The sequence below is a fragment of the Affinibrenneria salicis genome (assembly GCF_008710095.1).
This window is the reverse complement of record NZ_VYKJ01000006.1, coordinates 299,068-322,317: the sequence shown is the minus strand read 5'-3', so window position 1 is coordinate 322,317 and position 23,250 is coordinate 299,068. Positions and strand designations below refer to the sequence as shown.

Annotated in this window: 18 protein-coding genes; 6 read left to right on the top strand and 12 right to left on the bottom strand. The window is 47.8% G+C overall.

The features are described from left to right. Positions 1 to 140: 140 nt before the first annotated feature. From FJU30_RS14170 to FJU30_RS14150, 5 genes are all read right to left on the bottom strand, one after another. Positions 141 to 1,061 carry a DMT family transporter gene (locus tag FJU30_RS14170; RefSeq protein WP_150435614.1) on the bottom strand — a complete coding sequence of 307 codons (921 nt, stop codon included), beginning with the start codon at positions 1,059 to 1,061 and terminating at the stop codon, positions 141 to 143. A 14-nt stretch (positions 1,062 to 1,075) separates the two neighbouring features. Then, complete coding sequence (locus FJU30_RS14165) at positions 1,076 to 2,200, bottom strand: adenine nucleotide alpha hydrolase family protein (protein WP_150435613.1); 1,125 nt, start codon at positions 2,198 to 2,200, stop codon at positions 1,076 to 1,078. Between the two features lies 1 nt (position 2,201). Then, entirely contained in the window at positions 2,202 to 5,324 is a 3,123-nt protein-coding gene (locus tag FJU30_RS14160; RefSeq protein ID WP_191091602.1) for an amino acid adenylation domain-containing protein, read from the bottom strand. 1,400 nt (positions 5,325 to 6,724) lie between these two features. Beyond that, positions 6,725 to 7,960: an MFS transporter gene (locus FJU30_RS14155; RefSeq protein ID WP_150435611.1), complete on the bottom strand. Its 1,236-nt coding sequence runs from the start codon at positions 7,958 to 7,960 to the stop codon at positions 6,725 to 6,727. A gap of 60 nt (positions 7,961 to 8,020) precedes the next feature. Next, positions 8,021 to 8,974 carry a sugar phosphate isomerase/epimerase family protein gene (locus tag FJU30_RS14150; protein ID WP_150435610.1) on the bottom strand — a complete coding sequence of 318 codons (954 nt, stop codon included), beginning with the start codon at positions 8,972 to 8,974 and terminating at the stop codon, positions 8,021 to 8,023. A 321-nt stretch (positions 8,975 to 9,295) separates the two neighbouring features. Between FJU30_RS14150 and FJU30_RS14145 the strand changes: the two genes are divergently transcribed. The 4 genes from FJU30_RS14145 (at position 9,296) to FJU30_RS14130 (ending at position 13,326) form a co-directional block, all read left to right on the top strand. Next, on the top strand, positions 9,296 to 10,177 hold the full coding sequence (locus tag FJU30_RS14145; protein ID WP_150435609.1) for an SIS domain-containing protein: 882 nt from the start codon (positions 9,296 to 9,298) through the stop codon (positions 10,175 to 10,177). An 11-nt stretch (positions 10,178 to 10,188) separates the two neighbouring features. After that, positions 10,189 to 11,121: a ribokinase gene (locus FJU30_RS14140; protein WP_150435608.1), complete on the top strand. Its 933-nt coding sequence runs from the start codon at positions 10,189 to 10,191 to the stop codon at positions 11,119 to 11,121. A 1,078-nt stretch (positions 11,122 to 12,199) separates the two neighbouring features. Then, positions 12,200 to 13,117, top strand: a complete 918-nt coding sequence (locus tag FJU30_RS14135) for a Gfo/Idh/MocA family protein (RefSeq protein WP_150435607.1) — start codon at positions 12,200 to 12,202, stop codon at positions 13,115 to 13,117. Further along, positions 13,117 to 13,326: a hypothetical protein gene (locus FJU30_RS14130; RefSeq protein ID WP_150435606.1), complete on the top strand. Its 210-nt coding sequence runs from the start codon at positions 13,117 to 13,119 to the stop codon at positions 13,324 to 13,326. Before FJU30_RS14135 ends, FJU30_RS14130 begins: the two co-directional genes overlap by 1 nt. 152 nt (positions 13,327 to 13,478) lie before the next feature. Here the strand turns inward: FJU30_RS14130 and FJU30_RS14125 are convergent, their stop codons facing one another. Then, a complete protein-coding gene (locus FJU30_RS14125) occupies positions 13,479 to 13,709 on the bottom strand; it encodes a hypothetical protein (protein WP_150435605.1) in 231 nt (76 codons plus the stop codon). A 516-nt stretch (positions 13,710 to 14,225) separates the two neighbouring features. On the opposite strand from FJU30_RS14125, the gene FJU30_RS14120 reads away from it, so the two are divergent. Both FJU30_RS14120 and FJU30_RS14115 read left to right on the top strand, forming a co-directional pair. Continuing rightward, entirely contained in the window at positions 14,226 to 15,023 is a 798-nt protein-coding gene (locus FJU30_RS14120; RefSeq protein WP_150435604.1) for a PhzF family phenazine biosynthesis protein, read from the top strand. Between the two features lie 576 nt (positions 15,024 to 15,599). Next, entirely contained in the window at positions 15,600 to 17,261 is a 1,662-nt protein-coding gene (locus tag FJU30_RS14115; RefSeq protein WP_150435603.1) for a methyl-accepting chemotaxis protein, read from the top strand. 661 nt (positions 17,262 to 17,922) lie between these two features. On the opposite strand, the gene FJU30_RS14110 is transcribed toward FJU30_RS14115, so the two are convergent. The 6 genes from FJU30_RS14110 to FJU30_RS14085 all read right to left on the bottom strand — a co-directional run bounded on the left by FJU30_RS14110 (position 17,923) and on the right by FJU30_RS14085 (position 23,250). Then, complete coding sequence (locus FJU30_RS14110) at positions 17,923 to 18,630, bottom strand: GntR family transcriptional regulator (RefSeq protein ID WP_150435602.1); 708 nt, start codon at positions 18,628 to 18,630, stop codon at positions 17,923 to 17,925. Between the two features lie 597 nt (positions 18,631 to 19,227). Continuing rightward, on the bottom strand, positions 19,228 to 19,455 hold the full coding sequence (locus FJU30_RS14105; protein WP_150435601.1) for a hypothetical protein: 228 nt from the start codon (positions 19,453 to 19,455) through the stop codon (positions 19,228 to 19,230). An 11-nt stretch (positions 19,456 to 19,466) separates the two neighbouring features. Beyond that, positions 19,467 to 21,317 (bottom strand): TadE/TadG family type IV pilus assembly protein, encoded by a 1,851-nt coding sequence (locus FJU30_RS14100; RefSeq protein ID WP_191091601.1) that lies wholly within the window; start codon positions 21,315 to 21,317, stop codon positions 19,467 to 19,469. Between the two features lie 19 nt (positions 21,318 to 21,336). After that, positions 21,337 to 21,963 (bottom strand): TadE/TadG family type IV pilus assembly protein, encoded by a 627-nt coding sequence (locus FJU30_RS14095; RefSeq protein ID WP_150435599.1) that lies wholly within the window; start codon positions 21,961 to 21,963, stop codon positions 21,337 to 21,339. An 11-nt stretch (positions 21,964 to 21,974) separates the two neighbouring features. Continuing rightward, a complete protein-coding gene (locus FJU30_RS14090; RefSeq protein WP_150435598.1) occupies positions 21,975 to 22,463 on the bottom strand; it encodes a TadE/TadG family type IV pilus assembly protein in 489 nt (162 codons plus the stop codon). Further along, the gene (locus tag FJU30_RS14085) at positions 22,456 to 23,250 is read right to left on the bottom strand and encodes a tetratricopeptide repeat protein (protein WP_150435597.1); all 795 of its coding nucleotides are present in this window, start codon (positions 23,248 to 23,250) and stop codon (positions 22,456 to 22,458) included. The genes FJU30_RS14090 and FJU30_RS14085 overlap by 8 nt, the downstream gene beginning before the upstream one ends.

Genomic DNA, 23,250 nt, shown 5'->3' with positions numbered 1-23,250 from the left:
CCGCTTTCGAGCAGTAACGCTACAGCCCTGCGCTTGAACTCTGGGGTATATTGTTGTCTCGTCATAGTGACCTCGCTTTCGTTGACTGATTTGAAAACAAGGTGGGCGCTAAATCAAGGACAGATCAGGCTGCGATGCTCTCAACAAGGCGCGCGCTCTGATTCCTTGCTTTTTATAGACGATAAATAAATACCTGACAAAATAAATATTCCTCCGATTATCAGATAGCCACTGAGATATTCACCTAAAAATAGCGTCCCTAACACCATCGTCACAAGAGGAACGTTATTCATATAGGTAGAGGCGATACCTGCATCTATGAATTTCAAACCCCATGACCAAAAGAAAAACGATAAGATAGAACAAAAAACAATTAAATATAAAAACCCTAAGATAAGATTTAATGTAATGGTAATACTATATAACTTTGAATATTCACTGATACCCAGAGGTATCAGGAATAATGTTCCGAAGACAAAACCATAAAAAATAACTTTAAGTGGGTTTTTATTATTAGTTAAGACCTTAGTCAATATACTATACAAAGCAAAGGTAACCGTAGCCAGAAATGAATATAAATACCCAACATTAATGTTAATCAATGAGTTAAAATTAGCACTATCCAGTATAATTACCATTGAACCAATAAAAGCAATAATGAGCCCAGCAAGTTTAGTAAAGGTTACTTTTTCACCAAAGACAAAGAATGACATGATAAGTGTTAATGCGGGCACTAATGCTCTAATTAGGGATGAACTGGCCGTAGAAATATATAAAAGAGAAACATTTTCACTCCAGTAAAAGATCGTTACGCCCAGAAACCCCAGAATGGCATAATTCAATAACTCCCTAAAACTCACACGTAAAGAGGTTTTTTTAGTTATCGCAATATAAATATACAATAAAATAAACGAAAAAAAGAATCTTAATCCAGCAGTAGTGATGGGAGGAACATCTGCCAGTAAAATAACCTTAGTGAAAATGAATGAAGAACCCCATATAGACGTCGCCAGATACAAAGATAAATGTGCGCATAATTTTTTATTGTTAAGAATATTCATAACCCCCTCCCTAATTAGAAATCAAAATCAAACTTCTCATCACTTTGAGTAAGTTTATTTACTGGGGTTTTACTGGTAGTTTTTTCCTTTTCCCAGGGTTTACCTTCAAGATCAAGGCCGATTTCACCGGCCAGACTCTCAATAATTCCTGCTGGCGGTTGGAAATCTAAATCTGAGACTGCCTTACTACGCGTTATTTCACCTTTACGAATTAACGTCGAATATTCCTCATTATACATTGTGTAGCCATTTTTCTGTAAATCTATAAAAGTATTTAACCATACCATTTTACAGTTTGTTGTCCGATTTGGGAAACTGGTATTTAATGGCTTCCAGTCAAATTGTTTGATACAAATTTTACGAAGAATTTCTTTGTCGGTTTTATTGAATTTAAAAGAGTAGAATGGCAATAAATATATTTTATTTGCCAAATCCAGATTATCAAAATCTTTCTTATTTTTTATTATCATATGTTTTTTCATTACATCAAATTTCTTCATGAAATGATCGATGAAAACATCATCTTTACTTTCGTGTATTACATTAACCATTTTTGAAAGCAATAAAGCGCCCCGTTCTTTATTGTTTATCATTTCCGCCTGCCCTTTTGAATAACCATTGATAACCAATGGAATATGGAAATTATCCGCTATCTGAATTGCATTTAAATAAATGATATTCCCACACACATAGCAACCGCTAAGATCATTACAGCTGGATTCTGCAAAAGTTTTCCATAACTTTTTCATGAAATTATGGTCATTTTGCCATATAATTAAATCCACGCCCAGGCTGGCACATAGTTTTCTTACGTTTTCTGTAGCGACCTCTTCCTCAAAACCATGATCATTATGGAAACAGAGAGGTTTCAGGTTGTACTTCCTGACAATTTCAATCAAAGTATTGCTACTATCTACGCCACCACTTAAACAAACCAAAACGTCATATTGTGAACCATTTCTTTTAAATAACTCTAATTTATCTCTAAGTTCATTTTCGTTTTCTAATAGCTTACTTTCGTCAGTATCAATTTTATTTTTTAAATCAATTTTGTATTTACGACAGATCGCACATTCACCATTATCGTTAAAGTCAGCACCTGGAAAATTTTCCGTAATTACACATGATTTACAATACATATTAAACTCCCTTTTTACCATTATTGACATTGAACTTATCCGATATGAAATGTATGGATGAATCATTTTTTAATTGTTGGTAGTGTGATTCCTTAATCTCGTAACAACAACATGTTCCAGTTGTTATTTTTCTTAATGCAGAAACCATGAAAAAATTACTTTCTTGATAAATGTACATTAGATCACATTTCAAGGTGTGATTAAACTTATAGTTTTGCCTTAGTTTTAACAAAAATATAAGTTCTTTTATTTTATCAAGATAATGATTGTCATCGTCACCATCTATAAACCTGACATAATCAGGTGGTAACAACTTAATACATTCATCGAAATTGTGATTTTCATACAATGATATTAATGCATGGTATTTATCTTCTTTATGACTAAATGAAGAGTCAATTAATGTCAGAGAATTTATTTTTTTATTTTCCTCTTCAAGAATTTTAGCCACCTCTAAAGCAATAAGCCCACCAAAACTCCAGCCGAATAAATTATATTCGCCCTCTCTTTGAAACTTGTTTATTTCTGAAACATATTTACTGGCCAGATAATTTATAGATTTGTCATTATCATCATATTTATAATTGACGCCAATATAATTATATTCTTTTGATAACTTACCAGCCAGTTTTGCATAAATCCCCACATCCCCATCGGAAGCATGGAAAATGAATACATTTTTATTACTATTATTAAACTGTATTGGTTTTAAATACACGAAATCAGAGAACCTAGAATAAACATCTCGTTTTTCCAACTGATTACAAATGAAAGATATTGTAGGGTTTTGATAAAAGCCTGAAACTTCAATTTTTATTTTATACTTTTTATCCAGATTGTAAAAAAGCTCATAAACCTTTAAAGAATGACCACCGGCATCGAAAAAGCTGGTATTAACGTCAATGTTTTCCGAAATATTCAAAATTTTCTGCCAAAGAAGAATGATTTCTTTTTCTATTATTGAGTTGACTTTTTTTCCTGAAGGGGTAATTATCTCTTTATCTTTACTTATCGGAAGCTTACGTTTATCAATTTTACCATTAATGGTTAACGGTATTTCCTGTACAAAGAAAATTTCTTCTGGAATCATGTAACCGGGCAAGTTAGATGCCAATGCTTTCTTTATAGAAATGGTGTCTATGGAAATATCGTTTTCTTTTACAATATAGGAATATATATATACGTTATGTTTATTCTCCACTTTTATTACAGCAACTGACTTAACGCCATTAATCTTTAGAATTTGATTCTTTATTTCTCCCAACTCGACACGATAACCCCTGATCATCACTTGATCATCTTTTCTGTCCAGGAATATTAACTCCCGGCGGTTTGTGAACCTGGCCAAATCTCCGGTTTTATATATTAGTTGATCATCTTCAAAAGGAGATTTAATATAACTCTTATCGGTTAAATCTTTTTTATATAAATACCCTCTTCCCAAACATTTACCGCCGATATAGATTTCTCCAGGAGCGCCAATAGAGACGGGCACAAGCTGTTCATCTAATAAATATATTTTGCAGTTTTGTATTGGTTTTCCTATCGGAATCGTGCTGTAATTATTTTCATCGTATCGATAACTGTAATTCATACATCCGACAGTGGTTTCGGTAGGACCATATTCATTTATAATATTTACTTTATGATTAAACTTATCGGTTATATCTCTTGCTAAACGACTCACAAGAGCCTCTCCCCCTACAATAAACGTATGAATTTTAGACTGAGAAATATCCATTTTAGTAATCAACTCCAGATGCGCTGGAGTCAATTTTAAAATGGTCACATCTTTATCCAAAAGTATATTTGCTATTGATCTTCCAGGTTCTGCGCTATCGAATATTTTTATCTTGCAACCGGATAATAACGCAGGAAATATTGATGTTACTGTCAAATCAAAACCGATTGAAGTAAACAGAGCAAAAGTATCGTCATCTGAGTTTATGTATTTATCTATACACCAATCGGTATAATTTAACAGCTCATTTTCAGCGATAACAACGCCTTTAGGTTTTCCGGTAGAACCTGATGTGTAGATTATGTATATATTTTTATTTTTTTCAACAGAATGACTAACCACAGAAAGGGGATCGTTCGTATTAGATAAATTAACTTCATGGAGTCCTTTATTGGAGATAAGGCAACTTGCTTTACTATCTTCAATAATGTACCTTAGCCTTTCATCCGGTGTTTCAGGATCTAATGGTAGATAAGTATTTCCACTTTTAATAATACCCAAAATCGTAACGATTAAATCGATACTATGCGGCATCATCACTATAACAATATCATTCTTCAATCCCTTATCTTGCAACATGTGAAAAATCTTGTCTGACTGCAGATCTAATTCCTCATATGACAAATTATGGTTAATATCGATCAAAGCTATTTTTGTTCGATTTATTTTTACTTGTTTTTTAAATTGCTGAACAATGCTTTTTAATTTTATTTCTTTATCTGTTGCGTTAAAACCATTTAAAAGAAAATCTTTTTCTTTTAAAGTTAAGTGTCGTATATCCTGCAAAGAAATATTCGTATCGCAAGTAAAATCAGACAGAAGTTGTTCACATTTTTTCCCATATTCAAAAATTAAATAAGGATCAAATATTTCCGTATTGAAATTTATACTCGCACTAAATAAACCATTATTTTTAGTAATATTTATTACAACATTTTTTGAAGCATCAATGTTTCTTTTGGTATGTGTTTGATAGTTTATAATCAGGTTGGCAGGTTCTTCTTTTAAATCATATTTCACATCATTATCATATATGTGCGATGTTAAATACGTTATGTATTCTTTTAGTTTTATATCAGAATCATTTACTTCGCTTATAATTTTTTTGCTATATGTTTCGTTTATTATAGTTATGAAACTCAACATTCTGCTATTAGCAACCCGATGAGCTAAAGCAGTGAACATTGCGCAGAACAGTCCATTTATGAGAACCGGGTTATCTTTTGTTATTTTTAATAACTTTTTATTAACCTTTTCATCTATTTGAATTTCAACGCTTTCAATTGCTTTTTCTGAGGAATTAAAACGATTAGGTAGTATAAATTGTAAAATAAAATCGTTAACATAACTGACATCAGTCAGGGTATTTTCTTCATTAATCATAATTCTTAACATCCCTTTTTTTAAAAAATGCTACGTTCCATTTAGCGATTAAAATTAAAATTACATCCCTATTCTTTGCATGTCAAATAGTTTATATCACCTGGATCTTGTTGAATAAATTGAATGACGGCAGTTTTCCATGGATATGTCAGTCCATGACTTTTTGTAACTTATTGAGTTTTAGTTAACCCGCGCCCCACCCTATTTAATGGTGGATATAGGTCGAGTTATACAGCATGTAACACATACCGTTTTTGTGGTATCCATTCCATATTTGACCCTTACTCACTATAAAACCACTGCCATTTTTTGCTAAGGATTGTAACTCATTCAGTGATAAATAGAGTCCACCTCAGTAAGTCATAACGCGCAGTACGGTTGTAACGCGCAATAAAGGTGTTTCCCTGTGTTTTTCTGGCTTTATATCCATTTAGCTCAATGTTGTTTTATTCTATTTTATCGCTTCATCACTGGTATATTTCAGTCCGCTGTCACCTGTCACCTGTCACCTGTCACCTGTCACAACGTGTCAAACACGGCGTTCTACGCTACTCTATCAAACGATCCATCATTTTTTTACTCGATACGGCCAGCGCCGGCGTCAGCTGAAGAAACGTTGGATTATATTGGTGAAGAAGGGATGTTTTCTTTACGGGTTTTCTGGCGTTATGATTCATCTGTAAATAGTTTTCATCGCTTAGCCGCGTATCCAACTATTCCCTGGCTGGGTTAAGCCCCTGTGGCCCAGGTATCACTGGCGAGAATACAGTATAAAACGATTTTATTATGATCATTTCGTCCATACGCAGTGAAAAGCGTTATAACGAAAGCCCTGGCGCGGATGAAATTGAATTGTCCGAAGCTGAATCCCAACAACCTGAAGATGTATTGCCTCACGCCGAAATTCATGCCCCCCATGAAGGTATAGCGAAGCCGTATCAATAACAGGGCAGTAAAGGCCGTTCGCTGATATCAGGGCGATAAAGCCCGTGCGCTAAATAGCTTCGCATAATCGCGCTACACTTTCCCTGCGGGTTGAGTGACAACGATATTATGATTAAATCATAATCAATTGTTTTTAATTATTATTTTATACTCTTATCATCAGTTACGCGCTGTAGCATGGTCAAAAGCGAAGCGTCAATGCGCGAAGCTATTTAGGAAACGGAATAACCGCGTCGTATCACTTCGCAGTAGTCTGGATTATTACGCTGCTCATGTTATTGCGCTCAGTCTGACTGTTCAACGCTCAATGGATAATTGATCTGGTGAATGGCCGGAGAGATCTACCCGCCATTCACGATGGTATTACAGCAACAAATTTTCTGAGAGATGCTGTCGGTCAGCGTAAAACCCCGGCCCTCAGACAGGGGTTTTAATATGCAGAATTTTTCAGCCTGTCACGCGGCCTTATCTTTCATTGCAACAGGCGAATCGAGTTCTTCTGGCGTTTTAAGGAAAGGTGTGAGTACACCACTCAGGACATAGAGTCCGGCATAAATGCCCAATACGCCCCCAGCGCCGAGCGATGAGTAGAATAACGCGGTAATCGCGGGGGCGATAAATGCGCCCAGGCCAGCGCCAAGGTTAAGAACCGACATTGCAGCCCCTTTACTGTCTGGCGCAAGCATCGGGAATAGTGCTGACAGGGGGACATAGCCCGCCATGGTAATCCCGCACAGGCAAAGCACGAAGGCCATAACATAAAAGTTGTGGCCCAGTACCTGAGGCACCGCCCAAACCAGAATCAGCACAGCGGCATAACCAAAGCCACCCACCCACATGATAGTTGGGCGCCAGCCGAATTTATCGCCAAAGAAACCAAAGAAAAGATTGGCGAAAATTGCCACCAGGAAAACGGCAGACCACATATGCAGCCATTCGGTTTTACTGTAGCCATAACTAATCAAATACAGGGGCAGGAAGGTTGCTAATCCATACTGGGCAATCCCGTTGACCGATTTCACAACCAGTCCCATGGCTATTACCGGTCTCTGCAGGATGGTGATTCCCTTTATCAACTCGCCGGCGCTGAATGGATGGATTTCTGAGGCCGGCACCACATCACGATTCACCCAGATACCCAGAACAGACCCAACGACGACAAACAGCATGCCGAGCCACAGCACATGAATTTCACCCAATATCGGTAATGCCATTGATGAGAAGAACGGACCGATAACGCTCAGACCCAGAGAGAAAGTAAACCAAAACCAGCCAACGGCAGTAGATCGACGCGCTACCGGTGTGCTGTAGTTAATCCAGATCAGGAATGAGTAGGCAAATAGCGGGTAGCCGATGCCTCGAATTGCATAGAACGGCAGCATCCATGCCATATGCATGCTTTTCAGACCAATACCGATAAAACCTACGCTGCCAATGACGAAGGTAATCAGGCCATAAACCATGACTTTGCGCGGCCCCAGCGTTTGCACCAGCACGCCGGTAACCCATGCCGCCAGCGTAACGGTCACGCCATAAGCGGTAATCAGGTAGGAGGCTTCGGCAACGGATAAACCCTTTTCAACCAACCAGATTGAAATCCACGCTTGTTCAACCCCATCACCGATCATGAAAATAGTCAGGCCGATATAGCCCCACAGCAAATTCTTAGGCAAACCTATTTTATCAAACATAGTTTCCCCCAGTGTCAGACACTGACTGGTAGTAAATACGAGGCAAGATTATGGTTTTTTTTATTCAACGATCATTTTCATCAGCATGGCCTGTACTTTGAGTGCATCCTGGCTTTTGATTATCTGATCGATTTCCGTAATGCTAAGGCGATCGATAAAGTCAGAGAGGGCTTTATACATGCGAATATTCTGGGCGCATTCCGCTACGGGATCTTCGCGACTTGGGAAGGTATCGAAATAAATCAGGCCGCTGAAATTAACACGCTTCGCGTAATAGATGTATTCCAGGGTCTGCATCAGGTGTACAGATCCCAGCATCAGACCATCATCGAAGTGGCCATAGCCATCATTCAGGTGAAAACCGACCAGGCGATTTTTTCGTGCAGACTGGAATAGCGAGAATGCGGGATTCTCTTTCTTCATGATCATGTGGCAGAAGTCGAGGGTAATGCCCAGGTTATCCGAACCGACATCATCAATCAGCATAAGCGTAGATGAGACATCACCGATATAGGAAAAGGTACGCGGCTCATAAGGCTTGTATTCAAAACTGAATTGCATGTCCGGATGTGCCTGAGTCACTGTCCGCAACGCACTGACCAGCAGTTCATATGCACGGAAGTAGTCCTGCTGGAAGGGGTAATCATAGCCATCGTAGCCAAACCACAAAGTTACGGTGTTTCCACCAAGATATTTGCACACTTCAGCAGCTTCGAGCGTGGTTTCAATCGCTTTGTTGCGAAGCGTTGCATCTGGGTTGGTGAATTCACCGTCAATAAAATCCTTGTTATAACGCAGGGCGATACCACCGACCTTCAGATTATTATCAGCAATAGTCTGTTTAATTAGCTCTTTGCTCTGCCCAATAAAGTGCTCAGGATAATTAAGCTCAATATGTGTCAAACCATCGACACTACCCATTCGGGTAATGAGATCACAAGTATCCATTTTATTCTTAGCTTCAAACAGTTCAGCGCGTGAACGAAATGAATTAATACGAGAGGAGAATTTCATTTTTTATCACCTTCAATTGAATTTCCTGTCATTTATAATGAGATTTCTTTTATAGGTAAATGGTCAATAGAAAATACTACTAAAAATAAAATTCAATACTGCATTTTAAAGGTTAAGATTTTACCCTTAGTAAAATATATTAAAATCAAAATATTACACCTCAATTTTATCTAAAGTAAAATAAAATCAGGTATTAACCTTTATTTATTTTACTTTAAGTAAAATTAGAAAGTAAAACATTTTACAGCATGTGATCGGGTTAACACTTTTCGAATATTGATCATGCTAGCTTACCGATAAAATTTCAAGTGAGTCCTTAAAATGCATAACAGACTTGAAGGTAATGAAATATTTTTGCTGGCTCGCACACTGGCCCCCGAACTTGGAAAGAAAGAAAGATCCATTGCCCGGTTTATTGATGATAACCCGCAATCCTTAGCAAAGATGTGTATCACTGATATTGCTAACTATCTGAATGTCAGTGTTTCCAGTATTACCAAAGTTTCAAAAAAATTAGGATTTACTGGTTTCCATGATCTGAAAATAAACATCGCAAAACAAGTGAACAGTCAGGAAAATGTATTAGATATTCCCGTCATACCAGATTCCGAGCAATACGTCGAAAAAGTGCTCGAGAGTACATTTTTGAATTCAGTGCTGGCTCTGCAGGAATCGTTAAGCGTGGTGAATAGCGCGGTAATCGAGGCTGTTGCCTATCTGTTTATTAATAAACAGGAAAACACGCGAATATTCATTGCGGGTTGCGGAGGTTCAGGGTCCATCTGCGATGATTTCAATCATAAGCTACTCAAGATTGGAATTTTTTCATCGGTTTTTAGTGACAGCCATAAACAACTGATGACGGCATCTCTAATGCGGCCTGGAGATATACTGCTTGCTATATCACACTCCGGCCAGACCACTGACATTATTCAAATGGTAAAGGCCGCAAATGAGAATGGCGCAGAAACGATTTGTCTGACTAATTACCCCAACAGCCCCTTAAGTTTGATAGCAAAGCATTCGGTAATTTCATCGGTAAAAAACAACCCGATTACCGGAGAAAATGCGACAACTCGAATTGTGCATCTCAATATCCTGGATGCCATATTTACCATTATTGCCAGTAAAACCAGTAAAAAGAGTCAAACAAGTTTACACAACACCAGAAATGCGGTTGTTTCAAAGCGAACCACCAATTAAGGGCCAAAATAATGAAATATGATATTGTTGTTATTGGCAGTCTTAACTACGACATTCTTGTCCAGCAAGACCGGCTGCCGGAAATAGGCGAAACATTTACCGGTAATGAATTACTGCTGATGCCAGGCGGGAAAGGGGCTAATCAGGCCGTTCAATGCGCAAAGCTTGGACTGAATGTGAATATGATCGGCTGTGTTGGAAACGATATTTACGGCAGCGCGCTGATCAAGTCGTTAGATGGGAGCAATGTATCGGTAGCGCACATTACCCAGCGAGGCAAAACCTCCGGCATCGGTATTGTACAGATTCTTGAATCCGGCGATTACTGCAGCACGATTATTAAAGGCGCGAACTATCTGATCGAGGAATCTGATATCAGTGAGTCTTTATTTAAAGAACAGCCACTGGTGATACTGCAGTCGGAAATTCCTGACCATGTGGTTGAGCGTGCGATCAAATTAGCCAGCCATCATCACTGTAAGATTTTGCTGAATAACGCGCCAGCAAGAGAAGTTTCCAGGCAGTCGCTGAGCCTGGTCGATTTTCTGGTCGTGAATGAGACAGAAGCCAGCTTCATGAGCAAAATGTCCGTTGCATCCGTTAATGACGCGCTCACCAGTGCCGCTGAATTACACAAACGGGTCAGGGGTCAGGTGATTATTACTTTGGGCGAGAAAGGCGCGGTACTGTCCAGTGATGAGGGCGCGCAACACTATCCGGCGGTATTCTGCCCGGATGTAGTGGATACCACAGGAGCCGGAGACTCTTTTATCGGCGGCATCGCCTACTGTCTGGTGAACGATATCTCACTGCAGGAAGCGATCCCCTTCGCGGCGGAAATTAGTTCATGCTCGATTCAGAAATATGGCGGTCAAAGCTCTTTCCCAATGTTGCCCGATGTCGCGCACGCGCTCACCCAAAATCGCCAGCGCCTTTTTAGCTGAGATTGTTCGCGGCATACAATTATAAACAAGACTGGCCTGCGCCAGACTTGTTTATAATAATGCCCCCTCCCCGCGAATAGCGGCCGCCGGTTAATTGAGTGAAATCGTTAACAAATGCGCCATGGCGCCAGCGAAAGCCCTTAAGAGACCGTTTCCGTCATCAATATACGCCAAAGTTTCGTCAGCGGGCGCCGCCCCCGGCTGAGCGTATCGGCGTGGTTAAAACCGCCGGTGAATCCGGCGGCTATGCATTTCAACGCGACGCCGGCAAAGCAGGTGTCCCGTCAACTGTGTAATGAGCGGGCGGCGCGATAGCGAACGCCGACAGAAAAATCGCTTTTCCATTTATTATTAATATATCTCCCAAATAATTCGAGTTGCAGCACGGCGGCGCTACAGCGATAAATTGGTCGGCAACGAATGTCTGACCTTCGGTGAGAGACGGACTCTCCCATTAATCCCCGTCAGCGTAGCGCAGTAAGCGGCCGGGGTGAGCGATAAATCTGCCGGCAGCAAAATTGAACGTCGCTGACGGCTGGCCCTGCAAGGACGAGCCAGCCCATGGCAGGGCAAGTGACGAAACCAACGCGACTGCAGCTTGCTGCATGAAGGGGATATTACAAATAATAACGAACGGGTATGTAGCATAAGAGCAAAGGTCTGCTGCGACAACAATGCCTGTGCGGAGCATTTTTTACAGTCCGTAACGTAAAGCGCGTTCATGGAAAAAGATTCAACGCGCAGGAAGTGATTAAACCGGCAATATTTGAATATATGTATGGACGTCGATTACACCGGCATCGTCGCCTCCCGCGACAACGGCGGTCTAAGACCGCTACAGTTTGAGGAAAGCAATCTCGCGTAAAGCGGTATCCACCGCGGCCGGGCAAGATCACGATTTGCTTCTCCCGCCCGGCGGAGCGCCATGAAAAAGCGATCGATGGCTGATTGGAAACACCATTACCACGGGCCGGAGTTATGACCAACCGTCAGATAAACGCATTGGTGATGCCATGGTGTAGCGAACCTGCAGAAAATGGCCGATGATGCTAAATCACGGGATAGCTGGAGCTTAAATATGACTAAATTACGCATTGGCGTGGTGGGTTTGGGGGGCATTGCACAAAAGGCCTGGCTGCCGGTACTGTCCGCCGCAAACGACTGGGTACTGGAAGGCGCGTTTTCACCGACGCGGGAGAAGGCGCTGCCCATTTGTAATGCGTATCGCCTGCCGTACATTAGCTCTCTTGGCGAACTGGCGCAACGGTGCGACGCCGTGTTCGTCCACAGCGCCACCGGCAGTCATTATGCCGTGGTCAGCGAATTGTTGCGTCTGGGCGTCCATGTCTGCGTAGATAAACCGTTAGCGGAAAATCTGGCTGAAGCGGAACGACTGGTGGAGCTGGCCAGTGACAAAAAGCTGACGCTGATGGTCGGCTTCAACCGCCGGTTTGCCCCGATGTATCGTCAGTTAAAAACATTTTCGGCCAGCATGTCCTCGCTGCGCATGGATAAGCATCGCGGCAATAGTATCGGGCCGAACGATGTGCGTTTTACCCTGCTGGATGACTATCTACACGTTGTCGATACGGCGCTATGGCTGGCGGGAGGGCCGGTCAACCTGCAGAGCGGTAATATTGCCGCGAACGAAAAAGGCGAGATGATTTATGCGGAACATCATTTCACGTGTCAGGATCTGCAGATTACCACCAGTATGCATCGCCATGCCGGCGGTCAGCAGGAGTATGTCCAGGCCGTGTCCAGCGGCGCTTTACTGCGCGTAACGGGTATGCGGGAATGGTGCGAGGACAGCGGAAAAGGAACCGTTTTCCGCCATGCGCCAGACTGGCAAAGCACGCTGGAACAGCGGGGCTTTGTCGGCTGTGTTCAACACTTTATCGACTGCGTACAAAATCAAACCGCGCCGGAAACATCGGGCGAACAGGCGCTAATCGCGCAGCGCACGGTGGAAAAATTATTGCGCCATGAGGTTTGATGGCCGAATACGACGCCGAAGAAGCCGCGCGGCAAGCAGGCTTTAGCGATGAAGCGCGGACGGAGCCGAAACAGGATAACTATAATCGCCGTCGGCGCCTCTTCGCCGGAGCCGGCCATCCCGGCGCCGTCAGACGTATTCACGCATTGCCGATGCTGTGTGGTAAACCAATATCCCCCTGCGCACATACGGTGAAACCGTCGGCGTAATACATACCGGCCGCGCGGCAAGCAGCCCCCCCGGACATTTGCGTCCTGCATTGTTAACGCGACGCGATAATCAGCATGGCCGAAGCGGCGCTATTTTTCAGGCGCGTCCGGCGTCAGGGTTTCTGAATAATTAATTCGTGATAAATTTTAGCCTATACGGCCGGATCTTCCGTTTGTTGTACGATTTGTACAATCTGCCATCCCAGTTTCGCCAGTTGAGGCAGCGTGCCTTTTAGCTGCTCGCCACAGGTAAATACCGTGTTGTCGGTAAGACTTTTTACCTTATCGATAGACTGAGCGTCGGAACGACATACATGAGCGTCGCCGGCCTGTACGGCGCCGGCCGCAAATAACAGAAGAGCGGCTGCGATTGGTGTTTTCATAATTTTCCTTCCTTTGAGGGTAATGATATTTTGTCAATAACGAGGCTTTCCGCCATCGCGCAAGAGCGAGTCCCCGGGCCGCGAATAACGGAAGCGACACGTCTGCGGCCTGAATTATGACAAGTATATACCCTTCATAATTCACGTTGCAGATACGTTGGTCTGGTTACTCGATCCATCCATGGGCTCGCCCTTGCCGGGCCGCCGCCATCGGCGTTCAGCTCTGCTGCCGGCAGATTTATCGCTTCCCCCGGCCACTTACTGATGTAATCTGCCGGGGATTAATGAGCGCCATCCTGCCTCTCACCGCAGGTCGGCCCGTTGGCTGGACAAATTGGTTGCCGACGAATTTGTCGCTGTGTCGCCGCCTTGCTGCAACTCGAATTATTTTAGGTATAACGCCATATCATTATCCCGTTATGATTATCAGGCGCCGGTGAAACGGAAATAGCTTTACACCATTGTCAACGCAGGCGACTCAGATACGACATGAATAAATCTTTGATGGGACACCACATGCCAAAAACAATGACAATGTATCAGGTCGATGCTTTTTCCACGCGCGTCTTTGCCGGTAATCCGGCCGCGGTCATCGTCCTGCAGCAATGGTTAGATGATGAGGTTATGCAGGCGATTGCGGCGGAAAATAACCTTGCCGAAACCGCATTCGCCTGCGCCAGAGATAACGGCTGGCAGTTGCGCTGGTTTACGCCAACCACCGAAGTCGATTTTTGCGGCCATGCCACCCTCGCTACGGCGCACATTCTGATCTCCTGCTATAAGGTGCAGGGCGATATCACGTTTTTTACCCGCATCGGCGCGCTGCGCGTTTCAGCCGAAGACGCGGGCTATTGCCTTGATATTCCTGCAATGCCCGCTCAACCGCTGAAGGAACTGCCGCCGCCCATTGCCGACATTTTCCAACACCGGTCGCAAAATATCTTCCGCCACGACGCCAACATCTTTGTCGAACTGGCGAATGAGGCGGCGGTGCGCGCGTTTATTCCGGATATGCAGCAGATAGCTCGACTCGGCGCCACCGGGCTGGTTATTACCGCTCGCGGGGAAGCTCACGATTTCGTTTCGCGCAGTTTCGCACCGGGCGTGGGTATACCGGAAGATCCGGTAACCGGCTCCACCCACGCGACGCTGGTTCCCTGGTGGGCCGAAAAGCTCGGCAAAAAGACATTATCCGCCTTTCAGGCCTCGGCCCGCGGCGGTTATTTGCGATGCGAACTGGCCGGCGATCGCGTGCGGATCATCGGGGAGGCGGTTATTTTTATGAAGGCGGAAATTTACCTGCCTGAGTCATAATCCTGTTCGCGCCAACGGGCTCCGGGGGGAACGCTGTGGGAGCCCGTCGGTTGTATACCACTGCATACTGCAAGTTGCAGATACGTTGGCCTGGTTACTCGCCCCATCCATGGGCTCGCCCTTGCCGGACCGCCGCCATCGGCGTTCAACTCTGCTGCCGGCAGATTTATCGCTTCCCCCGGCCACTTACTGATGTAATCTGCCGGGGATTAATGCGCGCCGGCCTGCCTCTCACCGCAGGTCGGCCCGTTGGCTGGACAAATTGGTTGCCGACGAATTTGCCGTTGTGTCGCCGCCTTGCTGCAACTCAAATTATTTTAGTTATGCCGGGGAAAGTCGCCCCGACAATCGAATACATTCGGCAGCGATTCTTCTCCCGCCCGCAAATGATCCCGCCGCACGATAAAAATAATTACAAACACTATGTTACAAAAGTAAAGCTATAGCTTATGCCCCCCCCTGCCGATAGTAAGTGCGCTTCCCTTCATCTTGCACATGCAGGCGCGTTCGTTTTCTGCATATCGAAACACCGCGGGGATAATTAATTTCAGGATTACCATCTGCACAGGAATGGCCATGTCAATTAAACGATTTTCTATTCTGGTTCTCAGTACATTACTCTTTATTTTTATCGCCAGCACAATATCCAACGTCTGGCTATTAATCCGCAGCAATAATTCTCTCGACAGCGTGAACAAAGAAATTCGCGTCGTGTTATCGGTTATCGACCCGATTAACCACAGTCGTACTCTGCGCGTTCGCCTGATGGAATACATGCAGGAGATGGATGGCAATAATGCGCCGCGCGCGAAACAGATTTTCGATGAGATGGAGGCGATATCCGGCAAAGCGGATACAGCCTTCCAGGCGTACCTTGATTCGCCTAAACAGCCAGGGGAAGCGGCGCTGGCCGAGGCCTATCGCGCCAGCTATCTTGCCTATCGTCAACAAGGGGTGCAGCCGCTGCTGGACGCCGCCCGCAATAACGATCGGTTACGTTTCAGTCAACAGATTGCCACCGTATCGCAGCTGGATCACCAGTATGAAATAGCGCTGGATAAGCTGCTGGCGTTCCGTGAACAGTACGCCAGAGATTTAAACCAGGACGCGCAGGCGAGCTTTAATTCTGCGCTGGCGCTGGTGGGCGTTTTTGCCGCGCTGTTTATTGCGGTTATCGTCGTGATGATGGTCTTGATGAAACGCTACGTGCTGAACCAGCTCGATATCGCCAAAGATCACTGCAGCCAGATCGCCAGCGGTCTGCTGAATACGCCGGTGGACGCCTCGGTAAAAGGTGAAATCGGCGATGTAATGCGTTCAATGGAGCGGATGCGCCTGTCGCTGGTCGAGATTATCGGTCAGGTGCGCGATTCCGGCTATACCGTATCCCACGCATCACAGGAGATCGCCGCCGGCAATATCGATTTGTCCTCCCGAACGGAACAGCAGGCCTCCGCGCTGGCGCAAACCGCGGCCAGCATGGAACAACTGGGCGCGACGGTAAAACAGAATACGGAAAATGTTTATCAGGCCAGCAGCCTGACTCAGCAGGCGGTGAGCGCGGCGCAGGCCGGCGAAAAAGTCGCGCAGGAAGTGGTGACGACGATGCACGGTATTACCGCCAGTTCGAAGAAGATCGAGGATATAACCAGCGTAATCAACAGCATTGCGTTTCAGACCAATATTCTGGCGCTCAATGCCGCCGTTGAGGCCGCCAGAGCCGGCGAGCAGGGGCGCGGGTTCGCGGTGGTAGCCGGCGAGGTGCGCAATCTGGCGCAGCGCAGCGCTCAGGCGGCCAAAGAGATTGAAGGACTCATCAGCGAGTCGGTCGCGGGCGTCAACACCGGCTCGAAGCAGGTCACCCAGACGGGCGAGGCGATGTCGGCCATCATCACTTCCATTACCCGCATCAACGATCTGATGGGGGAAATTGCCACCGCGTCCGACGAGCAAAGCCGCGGCATCAGTCAGGTTGAGCAGGCGGTCACCGAAATGGACGGGGTTACGCAACAGAATGCGGCGCTGGTTCAGGAATCCGCCGCCGCCGCCGCGTCGCTGGAGGAACAGGTCCATCATCTGACCAATGCCGTGGCCGCGTTCAAACTGCCGGACAGCAAAACGCAGCCGCTCCTGCGGCCGACCCTGCCGGCAAAACCGGCGGACGCGCCGGCGCTGACCATGGCGCCGGCCAGACCGCAACAGGGAAAGAACAAAGGGGATAACTGGGAAACCTTTTAACCCCGGCGCGCAAAAGCCGCGCCGCTTTTCGGCCTGCCTGAGCGTGACGATTCGTAGTCACGCCCGGCAGGCGTAACTGGCGAGGCGCCGCCGGTTTGAACACGGCGGCACGCAGACAAAATGCCGCGCATATTTAACGGACGTCAGGCTGCCCCGCAAGACAAGCGCAGCGAGTAGCCCGCGCGCGCAATTCGTGAGAATGCCGAATCCGGCCCGGGTTCAAAACGGCAGATAAACCAGGCGGTGTTCCGCAATTGTCGTGCCGATGAAAAACCGCCCCCTGACGGCAGGCAGCCGTAAAACTCACGAAATCAGTTCAAAATGCCCCAAATAATGTGTTTTTCTCACCGTCAGTCAGCGAAAATGAATTGCGGGACACAGCCTGATTCAGACGGCCCCGCGCTAAGCATCTCCGCGACAGAATCTGGCCCGATACGTTTTTTCGATGACTAAATAGTTTCGCATAATAGCGCTACACTTGCCCTGCAGGTTAAGTGACAACGATATTATGATAAAACCATAATAGACTGTTTTTAATAATTATTTTAATACGTTTATCATCAGTTACGCGCTGTGGCATGGTCAAAAGTGAAGCATCAATGCGCGAAGCTATTTAGCAGTGCAGGGCTATCGTGCCCCGTTCTCATGTTTTCGGCCGTATTCAGGCGTAAATACGTTTTAGACAATATTCAACCTGGTATACGTTGGCATTACGATACATAACCGAATAGTTCAGGTATTCCCCGTCAACGCTATAGAAAAGCGACGTGATACGTAACAGCGGCGTTTTTTCAGGCACCTCCATTAACGCGGCTATCTGTTTATCCGCCAAAACAGGTATCAGGCCTTCGTTATTGCCGCCGATAATAATATTGCACTCTTTCTCAATGTAATTTAGTTTCGAGCCTTCCAGATGCGCAATCGACAGATTACGGAACAGCTTAACGGGCATGTAACTGTCTTCAACCAGCAGCGGCTTGCCATCGACATATCTCACGCGGCGCGAAAAATAGAGACGTTCGTCAGCCCGGAGTCTTAACTGACAGGCAATCGACGGAGGGGCGGGAATAACTTCAAAATCCAGCACCTTACTGACCACGTTTTTGCCCTGCCGCTGCACCCCCTCAACCATGCCGGTAAGGCTTGACGTTTCATGGTATACATCTTTTCGCGCGACATAAGTGCCGCTGCCGTGCCGCCGAACCACCATTCCCGACGCCACCAGCAGATTAATGGCGCGGCGAATCGTCATGCGTGAAACGCCGAATTCTTCTGCAAGTTTCATCTCCGCCGGTAAAGGCGCGCCAATATTATAAGCTGATGAATTGAGGCGAATGCATAATTTATCCGCGATGGATTTATAGACCATCTGTATACCCCTTTTCGGCGAAAAACAGATTAACCAACGACTGATCCGGAAATAAAAAACAATTTAAACAATTGGATACATGGCCTGATTCATTGGAATCAAAGAAGACAAGCCATTGTCTAGCTTTCAACTAAAAATGAGACAACATTGCCCGCAATTAAACAGTGAACGCACTCACAAACCCTTGCGCTTTTTACTGCCGCCGGGTAAGGCGATTTCTTATTCTTTCTGCCGACCTGCCGCCCTTAGAAATAAAACCACTGACTCGCAGGCGCCCGATCTGCTGCCGGCGTTTTTAACGCTGGCATCAGAGGGAGATTCCTTACGCCTGTCAGGACCGCGAGCTCAATGCCGAAACGGTGCGCCGGATGTTTAACGCGGCCGATCCCTGTTCGCTTTTCACGGCCGACGAAAGACTATTCGCCAGTCTGGCCGGCGACAGACGCTTTGCCGTACTTGTAGGCCAGTCCATTGCGCGGGTTACACACTGGCTGCAGGAAAACAGAACGTCGGTATAAATACCCGCCTGAACCGGATGCGGCGCACCGCTGCCTGAAGGGGAGACGCGACTTGCCGCGGGCGGAGACGCCGCGATGCTCAGTAGCCCAGCATATGCTTCAGGCTGGCCAGAAACGCCGCGCAGGCGGCCTCTTCCGTTTGAAAATACTCGGGATGGCTGCGCCTTCCTCTTTCACTATAAAACATCACCCAGCCGAGGCCGTCGTTGATCAGGCAAAGCGATTCATCCTTATCTTTACCTATCGAATAGCTATCATGCGGAAAGCCGGACTGCTGCAGCAACGCGCTTAATTCGGTTTGATTCATAACCTCCCCCCTTACTTATTGAGCCGCAGTTCGGTGAGCGAAGCGGCTATCGAAGCGAACGCCGCCGACAGATCGTCCACGTTGGTGGCGTCGAAATAATAGCTGGCTGTGCCGCTGGAGCAGCTCTGCATCATCGCCTTCGTACTGCTGTTGGTGCCGTTGCCCAACACCACCGTGTAGAGTTTAATCCCGCTGTCTTTAATATTGCTGCAGAGTTCGGCGGTCAGCGTATTCAACGTGTCGTTGCCGACCTGCCAGTCGGCGTTGCCGTTGCGCAACCCCTGATACAAACGGCCATAAGGAGCGATCTCCGTGCTGCTGCTGTCTAACTCTTCGTCGCTGCCGATCCGCAGAGAATGAAAGTCGGCGCTGTTGGCGTATTTATAAAAAGAGAGATAGTGGTTATCGTCATTCAGTTTATCGAGATGAAAGCCGTGGCTGGCGGAGTGCGCCGCCGACCAGTCGCCGTTCTTCGATTGTCTGACCTGATATTGATAGCTAATGTGGTAATCCAGCGAGATATCGCGTTCACCATCAATCGCCACCCCTCTCTTCGTACTGGTTTTATCCACAATAGGATCGAGGCCGTTATTGCCGTCGGTCAGCAGTACGATGGCTTTGTTCAGGCCGATGGCGGCATTGCGCGGTTTCTCGCTGTCGCCCCAGCCCCGTTCGCCCCGCCAGCCGGCGTCCAGCATGCGCCACGACCACAATAGCCCGAGCGGGATGATGGTGCGGCCATCCACCGCCATAGTGTCGATCCTGTCGTTAAGCGCGTTTTCGTTACTGGTTAAAAACAACATCTGCCGGCTTTTCGGGCAGTTGTTCACATCGCCGGTATCGCCATACTGCCACTGCCGGTAATTCGCATTGAAGGCGAACTTAGGGATGATATTGCCGCTGTGCGCATCCAGCCCGGCGCTGATACTGCGATCGCCGCTAATCTCAGGCGTTGATCCCGGCACAATGCGATAATCCACGGCGTCAGGCGCATCCCGAGTTTTCAGCGCGGCGGCGGTCTGCAACCCATTGGCGGAACTCAGCGTCCCGACCGTCATCAACGGCTCAAAACTGCCCGGGAGTCCCGGTCTGGCGTTAAACCGGCCGTCGTAAGGCTCCACCACGCAGCCGCCCCAATACTTGCCGGCCTCGATATAGGGCAACGCGCGGGCGGCGGGCGACAGCCAGCGCGCTCTGTCCGCGCCGATGTAAACGGTATCGGCGAAGGGGACAATGCCAATATAGGATTTGCTGTTGCCGCCGCTGTGCGAGGCTCCCAGCACGGTCGATACCAACTCCCGCGAGGCGGCCTTCAACGCGCCGATCCGATTTTCGTTCTCCATCGACCCGGTATTGTCCAACGCCAGCACCATTTCCAGATCGCTGCGCGTGCGGCGCACCGCCTCATTTTCCGCCGCCAGCGTGAAGCCGGTTCGGTTGGTCATCCCGGCAATCAGCAGCGGCAGCGTGCCGGTGGCCCGCATATGCACCAGTTGCCCGCTGGTGGCGCCCTGCCCATCGGTTTCTTCGCTATAGGTAATGGTCAAATTATCGCGCGAAACGCTGCTGCCCAGAAACCCCGGCGGCATATTGCTGAAGAAATAGCTGATGGCATCGGCGCGCCACAGCGCCTCCTCGCGAGCGCCGTCGGAAGGCGTAAATTTTTCCAGATTGCGGCCGGCCGAAATCACTGCGGTATCCAGCGCGTTTTGCAGCTTACTCTGCACCACGCTGTAGCGGATAAAATCGATCGATCCCAGCAGAGCCACTAATAACAGCGGGAAGCAGAGCAGCCAGGTCAGCGTGACCGCGCCGCGCTGCTCGCGCCGCAGGTTAAACAACAATAGCGTTAGCGCGGACATGCCCATCCCCCCTGCGGCGTCATTCGCTCAGCGTCCTCAGCGCGCTGAAACGCGGACGGTAAAACACCCGGCTGCTCACTTGCTTCTCGCCGCCCAGCGCCTGCCAGAAGGCCGCGCCCATCACAAACGGGCTATAGTGATAAACGACTTCCACCGCGATCACGGTATCGTTAGTGGCCGGATCCGGGAACCCCTCCGGCGGCGTCAGGCGCGACGACAGGTCGCGCGAGTTGTCGCCGCCCCGATAAATCTTTTGCCACTGCGGGCTGCTTTTCCAGACCGGGTTGTTGCCATCCTCATCGGTTTCAACCTCATACAGGCTGATCACCATCCCGCCCCGGCTTTTATAATCGAGCGGCGTCATCAGATCGGCGGCGATGGCGTTATAGGTGCAGACCGCGTTCGCCAGCGTGCATTGGCTATCGCCATCCTTTAGGTCGCGCTGCATAGCCAGGCTGTTGGCTACCATAAACGCCGTGCGATCCACCACCGAGGCCGTTCTGAAATACTGGTACAGTTCCCACGAAGCGATGATAAAAAACACCGCGAGCGGAATAACCAGCGCGGCTTCAATCGCCACCATTCCCCGGCTGTCGCGCCCCATACGCCGCGTTAAATGCGACCAGTAGCGGAAAAAAATCGTCATCGGCGTTATTCTCATGGCTCATTCTGGATCAGGATCACTCGCTCGAAGCGAACCCGACTCAGCCCCAGCCAGGAGATGAAGCCGGTCAGCCCGGGACGGTCGAAGCCCAGCCGGTAAATCACCATATTTCCCACATCCCCAACGTCGCACGCCGGCTGATAGTTCGGATCGTTAAGATCGCCGAACGCGTTGTCGCCGCCCGGGGCATACACCTTCGCTTCGGCGTACACCACGCTGTCCGCGCTAATCCAGGCCGCTAGCGTCTTGTTCATCACCTTGCTCACCGCCTGTCGGCAGTCGCCGGTAATACCGATGCGCCCCATGCGCGCCACCCGGTTGGCCGCCACATCCAGATGGGCGTCCGCCAGCATGATGAAGGCCATTTCGATGGCGATAAACAGCACCGCGAACAGCAGCGGCGCCACCAGCGCATATTCCAGCGCCGTTACCCCCCGCTGATTGCGGCGCAGCCTGATCGCGCGCCGCCGCAGGCTATTCATGCGTATCCGCCCCCGCGCTCTGACGCAGGTAGCGGTAAAACGCCAGGTTATCCTGCACCATGTCCTGGGACTGCGAGATCATCAGGATATCTTCCGCCGCATCGTCGCGGCCCAGCATGCCGTAGGCCAGCGCCAGATTATCCCGCTCCTGCGGCAGGCGGCCGGACACGCCGCTGGTGCCGAGCAGCACATTGACCGCTTCGCGCGGCTGACCATTCAGCGCCAGCGATAGCCCCAGATTGTTGCGCAGCGCCGTATCATCCGGATACAGCTGTAACCCGCGCCGGTAGGTGCTCTGCGCCTGGCGATAGTCGCCGGACAGATCGTAACTGACGCCCAGTCCGGACAAGGCCTGCGGATTGTCCGGGAAGCGCGTCAGGATCGAACGGAAGCGCTCAATCGCCGCCGGCAGATTGCGCTGGCGCACCAAAATGCGCGCCGGACCCAGCCAGGCGTTGATATTGTCCGGCGCCAGTCGCTGCGCGCTGACATAAGCCTTGTTCGCGGCATCAAACTCCGCCTGCAGAAAATGGCTATCGGCCAGACCCAGCCAGGCATCCGCCATGTCGGGATGGGTCTGCGCCAGGCGGCTGTATATCGAAAGAGCGGCGTTCACATCGCCGCTCTGCAGCGCGCTGGCGGCGATGCGCACATCGCCGGACTCCGTCGCCGACAAACCCGGCGCCGACCTGCCCGTCGACGGCGCCGGGGTATGCAGCGCCGAACATGCCGTGAGCGACAGCGCTGCAACCAGCGCCATGAGCGCGCGGAAATTACCGTTCATCAT

Coding starts and splice junctions, on each gene's coding strand:
- FJU30_RS14170 (WP_150435614.1), bottom strand. CDS start 1,061: ATGAATATTCTTAACAATAAAAAATTATGCGCACATTTATCTTTGTAT.
- FJU30_RS14165 (WP_150435613.1), bottom strand. CDS start 2,200: ATGTATTGTAAATCATGTGTAATTACGGAAAATTTTCCAGGTGCTGAC.
- FJU30_RS14160 (WP_191091602.1), bottom strand. CDS start 5,324: ATGATTAATGAAGAAAATACCCTGACTGATGTCAGTTATGTTAACGAT.
- FJU30_RS14155 (WP_150435611.1), bottom strand. CDS start 7,960: ATGTTTGATAAAATAGGTTTGCCTAAGAATTTGCTGTGGGGCTATATC.
- FJU30_RS14150 (WP_150435610.1), bottom strand. CDS start 8,974: ATGAAATTCTCCTCTCGTATTAATTCATTTCGTTCACGCGCTGAACTG.
- FJU30_RS14145 (WP_150435609.1), top strand. CDS start 9,296: ATGCATAACAGACTTGAAGGTAATGAAATATTTTTGCTGGCTCGCACA.
- FJU30_RS14140 (WP_150435608.1), top strand. CDS start 10,189: ATGAAATATGATATTGTTGTTATTGGCAGTCTTAACTACGACATTCTT.
- FJU30_RS14135 (WP_150435607.1), top strand. CDS start 12,200: ATGACTAAATTACGCATTGGCGTGGTGGGTTTGGGGGGCATTGCACAA.
- FJU30_RS14130 (WP_150435606.1), top strand. CDS start 13,117: ATGGCCGAATACGACGCCGAAGAAGCCGCGCGGCAAGCAGGCTTTAGC.
- FJU30_RS14125 (WP_150435605.1), bottom strand. CDS start 13,709: ATGAAAACACCAATCGCAGCCGCTCTTCTGTTATTTGCGGCCGGCGCC.
- FJU30_RS14120 (WP_150435604.1), top strand. CDS start 14,226: ATGCCAAAAACAATGACAATGTATCAGGTCGATGCTTTTTCCACGCGC.
- FJU30_RS14115 (WP_150435603.1), top strand. CDS start 15,600: ATGTCAATTAAACGATTTTCTATTCTGGTTCTCAGTACATTACTCTTT.
- FJU30_RS14110 (WP_150435602.1), bottom strand. CDS start 18,630: ATGGTCTATAAATCCATCGCGGATAAATTATGCATTCGCCTCAATTCA.
- FJU30_RS14105 (WP_150435601.1), bottom strand. CDS start 19,455: ATGAATCAAACCGAATTAAGCGCGTTGCTGCAGCAGTCCGGCTTTCCG.
- FJU30_RS14100 (WP_191091601.1), bottom strand. CDS start 21,317: ATGTCCGCGCTAACGCTATTGTTGTTTAACCTGCGGCGCGAGCAGCGC.
- FJU30_RS14095 (WP_150435599.1), bottom strand. CDS start 21,963: ATGACGATTTTTTTCCGCTACTGGTCGCATTTAACGCGGCGTATGGGG.
- FJU30_RS14090 (WP_150435598.1), bottom strand. CDS start 22,463: ATGAATAGCCTGCGGCGGCGCGCGATCAGGCTGCGCCGCAATCAGCGG.
- FJU30_RS14085 (WP_150435597.1), bottom strand. CDS start 23,250: ATGATGAACGGTAATTTCCGCGCGCTCATGGCGCTGGTTGCAGCGCTG.